A 14,463-nucleotide genomic window follows, 5' to 3' on the forward strand; every position below is an offset into this window, starting at 1 on the left:
GGGCTGGCCGTGGTAGCGGATGAGACAGCGTAGCGCCTTAAGGCTCAGTAGCGGATGCGGGCGTCTTTCTAGATAAAGGGGGGAGGGGCCAGTCCATGTAGCGACAGTATCCGGCTCAGCCATCGGCGTAATTAAACCTCACAATCAGCAAAGATTTCTCAGGCAAAAAAAGCTCCTACCAAGGCAGGAGCTTTTTCATCATTAATTAATAAGCCCGAAGCTAAACGATTTGGTCTAACACCTGCCCCGGAGCATTGGCCCCAGAAACATTCTCTGGGGTGGACAAATTACTACTTAAAAAGTTACTGCTGCGCACCGACTCTATGCGGCTTTTGCGCTGCGCCTCTGCCAGCTCGCGCTCGCTTTTAGCCTCGGCTTTTTCAGCGGCCGCTAAACGCCTTTCCTCTGCTTGCTGGGCTCTGAGCTCCGCTCTGGCCGAGATGGCTACTCTTGCGGCACTGGCCGCTACCCGCCTATCTTGGCCAGAAGGATCTGCCGGTGCCAAAGCCGCTCTACGCACTTGCTCGGCGGCTTGTATGGTCTGTAGGGGGTTATCTGCGTTCGCAGGCAGTGAGATAGACACTTCGCCACCTACCGCGTACTTCACCCCATTGGGGCCGGTTTCATAACTATAGGAAGGTGCCCCCGCATACTGCCCGCCAACGCTAGCATGGGCCGCCTCATGAGCTCTGACTTCGGCATCTCTGGCTCTCAGCTCTCTTATTTGAGCGAGCTCACTTTCATCTAAATCGTCCTGCTCTGACCCCGCCTGCTGCTCACCTTGGCGGCGCGGCTCATCGCCTACCCGCTCTTTTTTATCGTCGTTTAATGCCGCTTCTTTTTTGGGAGGCTCTTCAACAGGGGAAAATAAATCGTCTTTGGCTTCTAGATTTTCTAAGCCTACAGCTTCCCGCCCGCTGGTCGCAAAGGGGGACACGGTATTGGCATTGGAGGGGAAAGTATTAACGCCTATGCTGCTAATCATGATTGCTTACATTCACGTTACTGTTTACGGGCAAATACGCTATTGCGGCTAAAGCTATCAGCCTATACAGCCACTAAACCACAGTATCAATAAGCGTGCCCAAGGTTTCATCTGCTGTTTGTACCACCGCCGCTGAAGCCTGTACTTGCTGCTCACTTCGCAGCAGCTCTACCGCACCTTCGGTAATCGCATCCAAGCCACTGCTGGCTGGCGCTGTCGCCTCATTGACGGCATCTACCGCCTCGGTATCGGTGGGGGTAGTCACTGATGCGCTAGCTATTTTTTGGGCGGCACTTTGTGCGCTGTTTTGGCCAGCCTGTATACCTGCTAAACCTGTGGATAGTACGGGGTTCATAATGACTCCTAGAAAGAACCGGTAAGTACGAGCTCGGTGAACAAACTACCAAGCGTCGTCAGCCTGCTCATAATTTAAGCAAAGTATCGCCGCAAACGCTAGCGCTATCTGTGATAGCCTGCACAGCAGCAAGACATAATAGCTATATAAAACAAGCGATTAGCCACTGGCGGTTCTTAGCCTTACCCACACGGGCTAGGCTAATAAGGAGATATCCAAGTATTGTGAAGCCACTTTGCCATTGGCATTGTCTAAATGTGGCACTGCACCTAGGCAAGGCGCGGGTATTAAATCCTTTAGGGTTGCGAAGTTTTCTTCATAACAACTCATCTCAGGGTCTATGCGATTGGCCACCCAGCCCGCCAGCGGCAGGCCATCTCTTTGTATGGCCTCTACAGTTAATAGGGCATGGCTAATACAGCCCAGCTTCATGCCCACTACTAGTATCACCGGGGTATTCAGCTCTTTGGCCAACCCGGCCAGCGTCTCCATCCTGTTTAAAGGCACTCGCCAGCCGCCGGCACCTTCAATAAGTAAAAAATCACTGGCCTGAGTCATCACACCGCGGCAATAGCCGGCCAATTGCGCCACTCTCAGCTGCTTGCCCAGTTGCTCGGCGGCTATATGCGGGGCGATGGCAGGCTCCAAAGCGATGGGGTTAACCTGCTCATAGGGTAAATCACCTGACATGGCCTGCTGCAGCAACAGCGCGTCACTATTGCGCAACCCGCCCTCACTGTGTTCACAGCCTGCCGCTACCGGTTTGATGGCTAGAGTTTTTAAGCCTTGTTGATTGGCCGCCTCTAACAAGCCAGTGGCGACTAAGGTTTTACCGGCATCGGTATCGGTGCCTGCGATAAAATATTTTTTACCCATGTTGTGACTCTTCGCTGGTTTCTAAAGGCTTGGCTACCACCCCGTACCACACCTGATAAGTGGCTGGCAGCATGCCCTGTGGATTGCGGTATTGCTCATAAGCTGCCAACAGCGCTTTAATGCGCTGCTTGCCGGTTAAGCCCGTAGGCCTGCCGGCATTAACATTGTGCGCACCCAAGGCTTTTAGCTCGCGGGTCAGCTGATTGAGCTTGCTGTATTGCAGCTCTACCGTTTGCTCTTGCCAGTGCTGCACGGCAAAACCGGCTCGCGCAATGGCTTGTGTGACTACGGCTTGTGCTAAGAATTGATTAACATGCACATAGCTGTCCACTTGCTGCCAGGCGCTGCGTAATTCTTTTAGCGTATCGGGCCCCAAAGTGGCAAACACAAAACGGCCGCCGGGTTTTAATACCCGAAAAATTTCGGCGAATAAATCTTGCGGTGCTTCGCACCACTGTATCGCCAAGCTGGAAAAAATTATATCTACGCTGTTATCGGCCAGGGGCATAGCTTCGGCATCACCGCATAAAAAAATGGTGGACTCTAAATCTCTGTGGCCGCGAGCAAATTGCAACATGCCTTCGGCCAAATCAAAAGCCACTAATTGCTGGGGCGCTAATTGCTGCTGCAGCTTAGGTAAAAAATAACCGGTGCCGCAACCTAAATCCAGCACCCGCTCTGCGCCTGTAGTTTTGGGCAGATAGCTTAATAGCTGTTGGCCTATATCTCTTTGTAAACCTGCCACCTCATCATAAGTGGAAGCGGCCTTAGCAAAAGATTTGGCGACCGAAAGCTTGTTGCGTTTTTTTTCGCAACAACTTTCGTGGCTAATGGCAACGGGGTGGCGCTGCATAAATGCGCTTATCGCTGCACAGCACTTTTGCGCGTCACTGACTAAGGGCACATGGCTGGCACCACTAATCACTTGCAGCTCTGTCGCCAGCGGTTCTAAATTACTGGCGCAAGCGACCGGTACCAATTGATCGTGCTCGCCTAATATGCAAAGCACTGGCTGCGGCAAATTTTTAAGTGCTGCGCGATTGTCGATGTCCACCAATAAACGCAAGGCCGCGGTTAAGCTATTAGCGCTAGGCACTTGCTCATCACTGAGCTCACGCAGTTTTTTGACCAGGTTTTTTTCATCATCACTGCCCTTGGCCTGTAATAATAAAAAGCGTTTTAAACAAGCCGCTGGCGAGCGCTCGGCCAGTTGATAAAACTGTTGAAAGATTTCATCCGCCATGGCCTGCGGCCAGCCCTCTTGCTGCACAAAAACCGCATTGCTAGCAATGCTAATCAGCCTTTGCACGCGCTGGGGAAACTGCGCCGCCAACTGCACCGCCAACATGCCCCCCAAAGAAAATCCCAACACCGTATAGGGCGCGGGCATCAGCTGATTAAGCTGCGCCAATAATACTGGCAAGGGCTGGCTGGGTACGTCAACACTACGGCCAAAGCCCGGCAAATCTACCAAGGTAATATGATAGTTTTCATTGAGCTGCGACAGGCAGGGCTGCCACACGCTGCTGGCTATACCCCAGCCGTGTAACAGCAATAAATGTTCAGCATCGGCCAAGCCATTGCGTGCGGCTAAGGTTTGATAATGCATTAGCACAACTCGGCCATGATTTGGGCCAAGGCCACTACTAAGTCGTTGATATGCTGCTCGCTATGATCGGCTGTTAGCGTAATACGTAAACGGGCCGTATTATTGGGTACTGTCGGCGGCCGTATCGCCCCCACCATAAAACCTTGCGCCGCCAGCGCTTGGCTAATGGCCAAGGCTTTGGCACTGTCGCCTATTAACAAGGGCTGTATAGCGGTGTCCGAAGGCATTAAAGCGATGCCTTGGGCCTGCGCTTGCTGTTTAAAATGGCCGATTAAATGCTGTAGTTTTTGCCTGCGCGCACGGTCATCACGTATAACCGCCAAGCTGGCTAGGGAGGCTGCCGCTACCGCTGGTGGCAAGGCGGTGGTATAAATATAAGGGCGGGCAAATTGAATCAAAGTTTCTATTAACACTTCACTGCCCGCGACAAAGGCGCCGAAGCTACCGGCCGCTTTGCCCAGTGTTGCCATTAAAATAGGCAGCTGTTGTTGATCTAGCTGAAAGTGTTCAGCGCAACCTGCGCCCTGCTCGCCCAACACACCAAAACCGTGGGCATCGTCCACCATTAGCCAGGCATTTTGTTGCTGCGCTAAAGCCGCTAACTCGGTAAGCGGTGCGCAGTCACCGTCCATACTAAACACGCCGTCTACCACTATAAGCTTTCTTGTGGCAGTGCTGGCGCTAAGTTTTTTCGCTAGGCTGGCCACATCATTGTGCAAAAAGCGTTGAAATTTAGCGCCGGATAATAAACCGCCATCTAATAGCGAGGCGTGATTTAATTTATCTTCAAACACCGCATCTTGCTTGCCCACTAAGGCATTAATAATACCCAGGTTGGCCATATAGCCGGTGGAAAACAGCAACACTCTATCGCGGCCGGTAAAGGCGGCCAGCTCTTCTTCTAACTGATGATGCAAACGGCTGTGGCCACATACTAGATGCGAGCCGCCACTACCTACCCCATAGTCATTAGCAGCTTGCTGAAAAGCCGCAATCACTTGCGGGTGATTGGCCAAGCCCAGGTAATCATTGCTGCAAAAATTGTGATAATTTTTACCATCCACGCACACGCGCGCGCCCTGTGCGCTTTCTAACAGGGGGCGTGATCGGTACAGGTGCTGCTGCTTGCGCTGGGTAAGCGCAGCAGCGAGGGAATCTAGCGGGCTCATTGCGAGAGGCTAAAACGGCCAGCGGTTTACGCGCTGGCGTCGTAGAAGAACTTATCGTTAGTGGCCTTTTCTACATCTTCTAGCAAACGGCCTTCTAACTCATCATCGCAGTGCTGGCCGTCTCTGTCTTCGGGCTTAATACCTAAACGATCAAACAACTGTAAGTCTTTGTTGGCTTCGGGATTGGGAGTGGTTAATAATTTTTCGCCGTAGAAAATAGAGTTAGCACCGGCAAAGTAGGCCAAGGCATGCATCTCTTGGTTCATGGCTTCGCGGCCCGCCGATAAGCGCACATGAGATTTGGGCATTAAGATACGCGCGACTGCGATGGTGCGTATAAAATCAAAATTATCCAAATCTTCTAAATCGGCAAAAGGGGTACCCTCAACTTTGACCAACATATTGACCGGCACCGACTCGGGGTGCACAGGCAAGTTGGCTAATTGTATTAATAAACCGGCGCGATCTTTGGCCGACTCACCCATGCCCACTATGCCGCCGCTGCACACTTTCATGCCGGCATCGCGCACATTGGCCAGGGTATTTAAACGGTCGGAGTAAGTGCGGGTAGTAATAACATCGCCGTAGTATTCGGGCGAGGTGTCTAGGTTGTGGTTGTAATAATCTAAGCCCGCTTCTGATAGCTCCTGTGCTTGATCGGAACTTAGCATACCCAAAGTCATGCAGGTTTCTAGGCCCATGGCCTTCACTTCTTTAACCATGGCGGTGACATAGGGCATGTCTTTTTTCTTGGGCGAACGCCAGGCCGCACCCATGCAAAAACGGGTAGCGCCGGTGGCTTTAGCGGCGCGAGCTTCGTTGATGACTTTTTCTATTTCCATCAACTTTTCTTTTTCTAGGCCGGTATCGTAGCGGTTGCTCTGCGGGCAGTACTTGCAGTCTTCGGGGCAGGCACCGGTTTTAATCGATAACAGGGTGCTGACCTGCACTTGGTTGGGGTCGAAGTTCTCGCGGTGTACGGTTTGCGCCTTAAACAACAAGTCGTTAAAGGGTAGGTCAAATAGGGCCTGTACTTCCGCTAGGCTCCAATCATGGCGTAATTCGGTCATGTTTATACTCGCAGGTTATTCCAACGTATCAACGCTATGGGTAAGATACTGGCCTATAGCGGTTATCTAATTATCTCTACTTAATAATCTCTTACTTATTAAATGCGCCTAGGGCATGCTCATCTAGGATACAGAGCCGCCTATCATAAGCATTCATCTAAAGCTGTCAACCTGAAAGGACTCTCATGGTTAACAAGTTATTTGCCCGTACGCTCGCCTTTATTAGCCCCCAGCACTGCATACTTTGCGACCAACACTGCCCAGGGCCGCTGGACTTATGTGCCCCCTGCCAGGCTGAGCTGCCCTATTTGCAAGCACCACTCTGCCAGCACTGCGCCTTGCCACTGGCTAATGAGGGCGAACTAAGCTGTGCCAGATGCCTAAAAAAGCTCCCTAGTTTCAGCACCTTAGTCGCAGGCTGGCGCTACCAGCATCCCATAGATGAGCTAATAACCGGCTTTAAATATCAAACCAAGCTTAGCCACGGCAGGGTGCTGGGCCAGCTATTGGGCGCGCGCATACGCCAGCTTTACGGCCATAGCCCACAGCCCGGCTTGCTAATACCCACTCCGCTGCACTGGCGGCGCTGGTGGCAGCGCGGCTATAACCAAAGCGAGCTTTTGGCACAACAGCTGAGCAAGCAGCTAAACATCCCCATACACCGTGGCCTGCGCAGGCAGTTGCACACCCCCAAGCAGCAGGGGCTGAATGCGGCGCAGCGCCAGCGCAATTTAAAACATGCTTTTAAGGTCAACAAGCAGCAAACGCTACTGGGCCAGTGTGTAGCCGTAGTCGATGATGTGGTCACCACCACAGCCACCGCCGAGGCCATGAGCCGCTGCCTGTTAGCCGCCGGTGCTGCCGAGGTGCATATCTGGTGCTTGGCGCGCACGCCCATAGATTTGTAAGCCATGGGCCGCGATTAGCGGTGTATAGGCGGGGTAACTTTAGTATCATCGCTAGCCTCCTAAGCCACAGCAATAACACCGTATGCGCTTAATTTTATTATTCATAGGCTGCCTGCTGGCCAGCCATAGCTGGTCGGGCAGCGCTCATATTGCGGTAGCAGCTAACTTTAAGCTCACACTAGAGCTGTTACAGCAGCGCTTTCAAGAAGTTAGCGAGCACCAACTTATTATCAGCGGCGCGTCTACCGGGGTGCTGTTTAATCAAATCACCCACGGCGCCCCCTACCATGTTTTATTGGCCGCTGATGAGCTGCACCCGCACAAGCTAGTACAACAGGGTTATGGCCTAGCGGCTAGCCGCTACACCTACGCACTGGGGCAATTGGTATTAGCCAGCCGCAGCACCGCGCTGGCTACGGCTGATGAGCACTTTATTCGCCAACAGCTTAGCCAGGCCCAAACCATAGCTATCGCCAACCCCAAGATCGCCCCCTACGGGCTGGCGGCGCAGCAAAGCCTTAGCCACTTACAACTGTGGCAGCCACTGCAGGGGCGATTAGTCAGGGGCAATAATATTAGCCAGGCGCAGCAATTTTTAATGACTGGCAATGTGGATTGGGCCTTTATCCCCCTTTCGCCTCTGCTGGCTGAACAGGGTATAAGTTACTGGCCCATACCCGCCCATTGGTATCAAGCCATACGGCAGCAGGCAATACTGTTACAATCGGGGCAAAATAATTCGGCCGCCTTAGCCTTTATGGCCTTTTTACAATCCGACGACGCGCTAGCCATTATTGCCCAACAGGGCTACCGGCTACCTGAGCGACCCTAATTTATGCTGCACGCCCATGACATCGCCGCCATAGTCCTCACCCTGCAGCTAGCCGCAGTGAGCACGGTGATTTTATTAATCCTAGGCACGCCTTTGGCCTGGTGGCTGGCCCACAGCCACAACCGAGCAAAACCATTGTTTGAGGCTATAGTGGCCCTGCCCTTAGTGCTGCCACCCACGGTTTTGGGTTTTTATTTGCTGCTGGCCTTTGCCCCCGACAGCCCTTTTGGCCAGCTGTGGCTGTCGGCTACCGGTCACTCACTAGCCTTTAGCTTTAGCGCCCTGGTAATAGGCTCGGTACTGTATTCGCTGCCCTTTGTGGTGCAGCCCCTGCAAGCCAGCTTTGAGCAATTGCCGGTTAAACTATTAGAAGCCGCCAGCACCCTGGGGGCCGATTTTAAAGACCGCTTTTTCAGCATCGTACTGCCCCTGTCGCGGCGCAGTTTTATTACCGCCGCCAGCTTGGGCTTTGCCCATACTGTGGGGGAGTTTGGCATAGTGCTGATGATCGGCGGCAATATACCCGGTAAAACCCAGGTGCTGTCTATCGCCCTGTTCGACCGGGTAGAGAGCCTGCAATTCCAACAGGCCCATATACTAGCCGCGGGGCTAGTAGTGTTTTCGCTGCTGCTATTAACGGTGGTTTACCGCATTAATAAACCCACAGTGCTAACGGCGGCGCGGCAATCATGAGTTTAGCCTTAGCTTTTAGCTTACAGCGCGATCGCCTGCAGCTACAGATCAATGCTGAGCTAGCCAATAGCGGCGTCACCGCGCTGTATGGCGATAGCGGTGCAGGCAAAACCTCGCTGCTGCGCTGCATAGCCGGGCTGGAGCAAAACGCCCAAGGCCGTATTAGTTTTAACGGCCACACGTGGCAGGATGAGCAGACCTTTACCCCCAGCCACCAGCGCCATATAGGCTATGTGTTTCAAGATGCGCGGCTGTTTCCCCACCTCAGCGTGCTGGGGAATTTACAGTACGCCTATCAACGTAGGCACAACAATGGCCAGCTGTTTAGCCTGCCGCAGGTATGTGACTTTTTAAAACTACAGCCCCTGCTCTCGCAAAATCCCAATACTTTATCAGGGGGCGAACAGCAGCGGGTGGCAATTGCCAGAGCTCTGCTCAGCCAGCCGCAATTACTATTAATGGACGAGCCGCTGTCAGCCTTGGACCAATCTAGCCGCGACGAGGTGCTGGCGGTGTTAGAGCAACTGCCGCAGCAAATCAATATACCGGTGATTTATGTCAGCCATAATATGGATGAGGTTAGCCGCCTAGCCGATCAGCTCTGCCTGCTGGAGCAGGGTAAAATTATTGCTCAGGGGCCGCTGTTAGATTTATGCCATCGTCTGGATTTAACACTCAATCAACAAGAGCAAGCGGCCAGTTTATTACAGGGCCAAATCACAGACCGGGACAGCAAATATCAATTGGCCGAATTCGCCCTTAACAGCTCAACTGAAAGCTCGACAGCCTCACTTTACTTGCACTGCGAACACGCCCTAGGCGAGCAATTGCGTTTACGCATACCGGCGCGGGATGTCAGCATTAGCCTCAGCCATCAACAAGACAGCAGCATACTCAATATTTTACCGGCTCAGGTGGTAGAGCTTATGCACCCCGCAGGGGCGGCTCACGCCATGGTTAAACTATTAGTGGGCGAGCAATACCTGCTGGCCAGAATTACCTATAAATCACTAGCACAATTACAACTCAGCCTAGGCCAAACTGTTTACGCACAAATAAAAAGCGTGGCCCTACTCAACAAAGCTTTGGACTATTAAATGGCCGACCATGACGAACAACTACATCCCTACCAAAAACTCACCCCCGAGTTAGTGCTGGATGCCATAGAAAGCACAGGACTAATCACCGACCTGCGCATCTACCCTCTTAACAGCTATGAAAACCGTGTTTACCAAATCGGCATAGAGGAAGGCGAACCCATCATCGCCAAATTTTATCGCCCCGAGCGCTGGAGCGATGCGCAAATTTTAGAGGAGCATCAATTTGCCCAGCAGCTAGTGGAGGCCGATGTTCCCGTCATCGCGCCGCAGCAAAACAGCGCCGGTGAAACCTTGTTAGAGTTTCAAGGCTTTAAATTTTCACTGTACGAGCGCCGCGGCGGTCGCGCCCCTGACTTAGGCGATTTAGACAGCCTGCATATGCTGGGCAGGCTGGTAGCGCGCATACACGCCGTAGGTGCTACCCAAGACTTTCAGCATCGCCCCCACTTAGACATAGATAGCTTCGGCACTCAGAGCTATCAATTTATTAGTGAAAATTTTATCCCCATGGAGCTGGCCACCGCCTACAACAGCCTGTGCGAAGATTTATTAAAAGCCATTAAAGAATTATTCTCGCAAGTGCCCTACACCCCCATACGCACCCACGGCGACTGCCATGCGGGCAATATCTTATGGCGCGATGACAGCCCACACTTTGTAGATTTGGACGATGCCCGCATGGCCCCGGCCATACAAGATATATGGATGTTTTTATCTGGCGACAGGCAGCAACAAACCGCGCAGCTGTCAGAATTAGCCGATGGCTATAATGAGTTTTATGATTTTGACCCGCGCCAGCTGCCCCTGGCCGAAGCCCTGCGCAGCTTGCGCATTATGCATTACAGCGCTTGGCTGGCGCGACGTTGGCAAGACCCTGCCTTCCCCCATAACTTCCCCTGGTTTAATTCTTTGCGCTATTGGTCGGATCATGTATTAGAATTACGGGAACAATGGGCCCTGCTCAACGAACCACCACTACAAGTCTTTTAAACGGCTCACTGCAGCACAGGTTTTAATGTGAAAAAATTTTTACTGTTATTACTATTTCTTTTTTTAGTTTTGCTATCACTGCCCCTAATAGGCTGGTGGATGAGTTTGCAGGCGCAGCCCAGTGTTAGCTTTGCCAGTGATCAATACTCAGGGCAAGAGCTAGGCCGCATACATCAATTTATCCAGCAGAGTGAATCTACCCCTACCCATAAGCGAGTGGAATTTAGCGAGCAGGATTTAAATGAACTGCTTAGGCACAGCAGCCAACAATTTAAAAAACATCTGGGTTTTACTGGCCACGTTAAGCTGCACCCCCAACGCAGCGAATTACTACTGAGTATTAACACCCACCTGCCTCTGCGCCCCTACCTCAATCTACGCATAGACTTTAATACCCAGGGCAAAAATCTTATTTTATTAGGCGGCCAAATAGGCAGCATAGAACTGCCCCAGCAAAGCGTAGAATTACTGGTCAATATGACTATGCCCTATGCCCAGCAGCATCCACAATACACTAGCGGCAGCCAGCTATGGCAAACCATAGAAGCCATCACTATTAGCGAAAAACATGTCGCTATAGATTTTAATATCGATGAAAAAGTACAAGCGCAATTACAGCACCAACAATTAGAATTATTTATAGGCAAAACCGCATTGCAACGGCTGCCCTTTTATCAACAAGCTATAGAGCAACAATTTGCCAATCGTTTAGGCCAGCGCATTAAGCTTTATGAAGTTATGCACGCCATGTTTAACTTAGCGCTAAGCCAACCCCAAGCCAATACGATTGACGATAGTATTGCCGACAATAAGGCCATCTTATTAGCGCTATTTTTACACACTGCCGACCGTGAAGATTTTGAGTTACTGAATCTCAAGCAACACGTTAACCTGCCCCAGCGCCCCATAGAGCTAACCATAGAGCGACGCAAAGATTTAGCCACTCACTTTTTAAGTACCGCGGTTATTACTCTGTTTGCTAACAGCTCTATCGCCGACGCTATAGGTTTGTATAAAGAGTTACAGGACCAAAATGGCTATAGCGGCTTTTCCGTTTCTGATTTAATCGCCGACCGCGCTGGCAGTTTATTTGCCAGCCAATTAATCGACCCGCAACGAGCACAAGCACTGCAAAAAGCCATAGCCCTGAGCCAGCAAGAGCACGACTTTTTTCCGGTCACTTATCCGCTGGCCTCACAGCTGGAGCAGCAGCTGCACAACCACTCGGGTAACCAACAAGCCATGCTGGCGCATATAGAGCAGCAAATAGACCAGCACGCCCGCAGCGTCGCCATTTACCAATCCGCCACCCTACCCTAAGCGAATCATTTGTGAGTTCAGAAATCATTAGCAACGCCAAGCCCGTGATCAGCAACCAAAACGGCCCCCACGAGCAAATCCCCCACTTGGTCGCCCGCCACTTGGCCGCGCCCTTTCGCAAGCCCTACCCGGACTTCAGCCTGCACGCCTTTGAAGAAGCCAATAACTGGCTGCAGCAATTTAACCGCCCGATTATTTTTGACTCCTACTGCGGCGTAGGCGAAAGCACAGTAGCACTAGCCAAGCTGCACCCCGAAGCCAGCGTAATAGGGCTGGATAAATCCCTGCACAGGCTCAATAAACACGACGAGCACTACCGCGCCAGCGGCGTGGATAACTATTACTTATTGCGTGCCGATGTCGATGATTTTTGGCGTTTAGCGGTGGATGCCCAGTGGCAACTCAGCCACCACTATTTGCTATACCCCAACCCCTGGCCCAAATCTGCTCATATCAAGCGGCGCTGCCATGGCTCACCACTGTTTAGCAGCTTGCTAGCCTTAGGTGGCCGCATAGAGCTGCGCAGCAACTGGCCGCTGTATGTAGAAGAGTTTGCCTGGGCATTAAGCTTGGCGGGCCACCCCGCCAGCGCGCAGGCCTTTGTACCCGACCCAGTGATCACCCCCTTTGAACGCAAATATTTAGCGGCCCAGCAAACACTTTATCACTGTATTTATAGCCTCAAGCGCTAGCTAGGCTACGCTTAGGTATAAATACCTAGTTTATCCAGCAGCAATACCCCCTAGTATGACTGCTTGATCGCGTAATACAGCCATAACAATAATGATTTTTAGCTTACCCGATGATTTAGACAGCGACACCTTAGCGGAGCTAATCACCGCCATTCATGAGAGCCTGGATGAGCTGGAGCCAGCCCTGGAGCATTTGGCTGCCCACCCCCAAGACGATGAGCAACTTAACGCGCTATTTAGAAACCTGCATACGATTAAGGGCAACCTGCGTATGTGCATGCTCAGCCCTTTCAGCGACTATGTACACGGGCTAGAAGAAAGTGTTTCCGAAGTGCGTGAAGGGCGCCTGAGCTTTAACAAATTATTCACCGCAACCTACATACTCGCGCTAGATCAGCTGCGCTATCACCTAGATTTACTGCAACAGCAATCCGCCTGTGATACCGCTGCGCTAACCGCCATTGGAGAAAGATTTTTAGCCATTGCCCGCTGCGGGCATAGCCCTGCCGCCCAAGAATCCATACAACAATTATTTATGGAATTAGAAACCGGCGATATAAACACCAGCCACCCGGCAATCTGCGCAACATTGGCCGACGACAGTGAGGCAAGCTTGCCGCAGCAGCAATTGCTTTTTTTCCGCGCTAGCGCCGAGCAACTGGCCTTAAAAATTAGCGGCAACCCTGCCCTGTATCAACAAATGGTAGAGCTGGCCGAAGCTGCGCTACCTCATCTTCCCAGCGATATTGATAGCCAACAGCTAGTGGCAGCCATTTATATGCATGACTTAGGCATGGACACTGCCGCCGGCGAACAAGCGCAAGCCCTAGACCAGCACCCATACACCGCTTATCACTATTTGCTTAAACAACAAGGCTGGCAGTTGGCTGCCGAACTATGCCTGCAACATCACGAAAAATGGGATGGCAGCGGCTACCCGCAACAGCTACAAAAAAAGAATATTCACATGGGGGCTCAGCTTATCGCCGCCCTAGACTATTTTTTTGCACAACAGGCGCTATATCCACACTTAGCCTGCGCACAAGCCAGCATCAATGCTTTAATCGCCTGTAACCGAGAGCTAGGTTTGAGCTTTTCACTAGCCGTAATCCACGCCCTCAACCTAGCCGTAAAACAGGTTTATCTTAGCCATAAAATCCCCCCGCTAAGCGCGGCATAAGCACAGCCCCGCTCAACAGACTTTGTGCTATAAAACCTCGCAATTGCAGCTATACTTTAGACTTCTATAGTTATACACAGCTCATAACAACCAGCATAATCACTACTGTCGCCAATGGCGACAACCTTGGACTATTTGATGATAAAAACGATAAGCACCAGCCTACTACTGTGCCTGCTCGCGGCCTGCCAAAGCAGCCCTGTGGCCACAGACTATGATACCAGCACCGACTTTAGCCACTATCGCTATTATCAATTAACACCCAGCAAAGCCGATGAAAACGCGTTAATGCAAAAACGCTTACAAGCTGCCATAGAGAAGCACATCTCACTGACCGGGCTGCAAAAATCCCAGCAACAACAAGATCACACCTTATTAGTCAGCCCACTACTGCGCTCCCAGCAACGCACTCAGGAGCCCAATTCCAGAGGCGGCATAGGACTAGGTAGCGGCGGTGGCGGCTCATTTTTTGGGGTTTCACTTAGCGTGCCGCTAAGCAGTGAAACCCTGGTCAATGATGTCAGCATTAGCGTCACCTTATTGGATGCCCAAACCAGCAAAGTGGTATGGCAGGGCAATTATGCCTTTACCGTCGATGCCGATGACCCCGCCGCTGCTGATGAAATGGTAGACAAAGCTGTCACTGATATTCTGGCCTCCTACCCCCCTAAACCTAGCGACTAA

Annotated in this window: 15 protein-coding genes; 9 read left to right on the forward strand and 6 right to left on the reverse strand. The window is 51.7% G+C overall.

Annotation, left to right across the window (positions count from 1 at the left end; translation table 11 throughout):
* Nucleotides 1-220: 220 nt before the first annotated feature.
* The 6 genes from NO559_RS06395 to bioB form a co-directional block, all read right to left on the reverse strand.
* Nucleotides 221-985: a putative metalloprotease CJM1_0395 family protein gene (locus NO559_RS06395; RefSeq protein ID WP_258330975.1), complete on the reverse strand. Its 765-nt coding sequence runs from the start codon at nt 983-985 to the stop codon at nt 221-223.
* A gap of 73 nt (nt 986-1,058) precedes the next feature.
* Nucleotides 1,059-1,340 (reverse strand): hypothetical protein, encoded by a 282-nt coding sequence (locus NO559_RS06400; protein WP_258330976.1) that lies wholly within the window; start codon nt 1,338-1,340, stop codon nt 1,059-1,061.
* A gap of 195 nt (nt 1,341-1,535) precedes the next feature.
* Nucleotides 1,536-2,216, reverse strand: a complete 681-nt coding sequence (bioD, locus tag NO559_RS06405; protein WP_258330977.1) for a dethiobiotin synthase — start codon at nt 2,214-2,216, stop codon at nt 1,536-1,538.
* Nucleotides 2,209-3,825, reverse strand: coding sequence for a malonyl-ACP O-methyltransferase BioC (bioC, locus tag NO559_RS06410; protein WP_258330978.1), 1,617 nt, complete (start codon nt 3,823-3,825; stop codon nt 2,209-2,211). Before bioC ends, bioD begins: the two co-directional genes overlap by 8 nt.
* Complete coding sequence (gene bioF, locus NO559_RS06415; RefSeq protein ID WP_258330979.1) at nt 3,825-4,994, reverse strand: 8-amino-7-oxononanoate synthase; 1,170 nt, start codon at nt 4,992-4,994, stop codon at nt 3,825-3,827. Before bioF ends, bioC begins: the two co-directional genes overlap by 1 nt.
* Nucleotides 4,995-5,020: 26 nt before the next feature.
* The gene (bioB, locus tag NO559_RS06420) at nt 5,021-6,064 is read right to left on the reverse strand and encodes a biotin synthase BioB (protein WP_258330980.1); all 1,044 of its coding nucleotides are present in this window, start codon (nt 6,062-6,064) and stop codon (nt 5,021-5,023) included.
* Nucleotides 6,065-6,249: 185 nt separating this feature from the next.
* Here bioB and NO559_RS06425 point away from each other — a divergent pair, with 185 nt between their 5' ends.
* The 9 genes from NO559_RS06425 (at nt 6,250) to NO559_RS06465 (ending at nt 14,463) form a co-directional block, all read left to right on the forward strand.
* Nucleotides 6,250-6,972: a ComF family protein gene (locus NO559_RS06425; RefSeq protein ID WP_258330981.1), complete on the forward strand. Its 723-nt coding sequence runs from the start codon at nt 6,250-6,252 to the stop codon at nt 6,970-6,972.
* Between the two features lie 82 nt (nt 6,973-7,054).
* Nucleotides 7,055-7,804, forward strand: coding sequence for a molybdate ABC transporter substrate-binding protein (gene modA / locus NO559_RS06430; protein WP_258330982.1), 750 nt, complete (start codon nt 7,055-7,057; stop codon nt 7,802-7,804).
* A gap of 3 nt (nt 7,805-7,807) precedes the next feature.
* On the forward strand, nt 7,808-8,497 hold the full coding sequence (modB, locus tag NO559_RS06435; RefSeq protein WP_258330983.1) for a molybdate ABC transporter permease subunit: 690 nt from the start codon (nt 7,808-7,810) through the stop codon (nt 8,495-8,497).
* Nucleotides 8,494-9,594: a molybdenum ABC transporter ATP-binding protein gene (gene modC, locus NO559_RS06440; RefSeq protein WP_258330984.1), complete on the forward strand. Its 1,101-nt coding sequence runs from the start codon at nt 8,494-8,496 to the stop codon at nt 9,592-9,594. The genes modB and modC overlap by 4 nt, the downstream gene beginning before the upstream one ends.
* Nucleotides 9,595-10,587 (forward strand): serine/threonine protein kinase, encoded by a 993-nt coding sequence (locus tag NO559_RS06445; RefSeq protein WP_258330985.1) that lies wholly within the window; start codon nt 9,595-9,597, stop codon nt 10,585-10,587.
* 27 nt (nt 10,588-10,614) lie between these two features.
* Nucleotides 10,615-11,907: a hypothetical protein gene (locus tag NO559_RS06450; RefSeq protein ID WP_258330986.1), complete on the forward strand. Its 1,293-nt coding sequence runs from the start codon at nt 10,615-10,617 to the stop codon at nt 11,905-11,907.
* Nucleotides 11,908-11,918: 11 nt separating this feature from the next.
* The gene (locus NO559_RS06455; RefSeq protein ID WP_258330987.1) at nt 11,919-12,599 is read left to right on the forward strand and encodes a tRNA (guanosine(46)-N(7))-methyltransferase TrmB; all 681 of its coding nucleotides are present in this window, start codon (nt 11,919-11,921) and stop codon (nt 12,597-12,599) included.
* A 91-nt stretch (nt 12,600-12,690) separates the two neighbouring features.
* The gene (locus NO559_RS06460; protein ID WP_258330988.1) at nt 12,691-13,779 is read left to right on the forward strand and encodes an HD-GYP domain-containing protein; all 1,089 of its coding nucleotides are present in this window, start codon (nt 12,691-12,693) and stop codon (nt 13,777-13,779) included.
* Nucleotides 13,780-13,917: 138 nt separating this feature from the next.
* The gene (locus NO559_RS06465) at nt 13,918-14,463 is read left to right on the forward strand and encodes a DUF4136 domain-containing protein (protein ID WP_258330989.1); all 546 of its coding nucleotides are present in this window, start codon (nt 13,918-13,920) and stop codon (nt 14,461-14,463) included.

This window comes from Dasania sp. GY-MA-18 (genome assembly GCF_024734385.1).
Taxonomy (GTDB): domain Bacteria; phylum Pseudomonadota; class Gammaproteobacteria; order Pseudomonadales; family Dasaniaceae; genus Dasania; species Dasania phycosphaerae.

What these genes read in the sequence shown, in the direction of transcription:
- bioD (WP_258330977.1), bottom strand. Translation starts at nt 2,216, where the DNA reads ATGGGTAAAAAATATTTTATCGCAGGCACCGATACCGATGCCGGTAAA.
- modA (WP_258330982.1), top strand. Translation starts at nt 7,055, where the DNA reads ATGCGCTTAATTTTATTATTCATAGGCTGCCTGCTGGCCAGCCATAGC.
- NO559_RS06400 (WP_258330976.1), bottom strand. Translation starts at nt 1,340, where the DNA reads ATGAACCCCGTACTATCCACAGGTTTAGCAGGTATACAGGCTGGCCAA.
- NO559_RS06460 (WP_258330988.1), top strand. Translation starts at nt 12,691, where the DNA reads ATGATTTTTAGCTTACCCGATGATTTAGACAGCGACACCTTAGCGGAG.
- modC (WP_258330984.1), top strand. Translation starts at nt 8,494, where the DNA reads ATGAGTTTAGCCTTAGCTTTTAGCTTACAGCGCGATCGCCTGCAGCTA.
- bioF (WP_258330979.1), bottom strand. Translation starts at nt 4,994, where the DNA reads ATGAGCCCGCTAGATTCCCTCGCTGCTGCGCTTACCCAGCGCAAGCAG.
- NO559_RS06395 (WP_258330975.1), bottom strand. Translation starts at nt 985, where the DNA reads ATGATTAGCAGCATAGGCGTTAATACTTTCCCCTCCAATGCCAATACC.
- NO559_RS06465 (WP_258330989.1), top strand. Translation starts at nt 13,918, where the DNA reads ATGATAAAAACGATAAGCACCAGCCTACTACTGTGCCTGCTCGCGGCC.
- bioB (WP_258330980.1), bottom strand. Translation starts at nt 6,064, where the DNA reads ATGACCGAATTACGCCATGATTGGAGCCTAGCGGAAGTACAGGCCCTA.
- NO559_RS06445 (WP_258330985.1), top strand. Translation starts at nt 9,595, where the DNA reads ATGGCCGACCATGACGAACAACTACATCCCTACCAAAAACTCACCCCC.
- modB (WP_258330983.1), top strand. Translation starts at nt 7,808, where the DNA reads ATGCTGCACGCCCATGACATCGCCGCCATAGTCCTCACCCTGCAGCTA.
- NO559_RS06425 (WP_258330981.1), top strand. Translation starts at nt 6,250, where the DNA reads ATGGTTAACAAGTTATTTGCCCGTACGCTCGCCTTTATTAGCCCCCAG.
- bioC (WP_258330978.1), bottom strand. Translation starts at nt 3,825, where the DNA reads ATGCATTATCAAACCTTAGCCGCACGCAATGGCTTGGCCGATGCTGAA.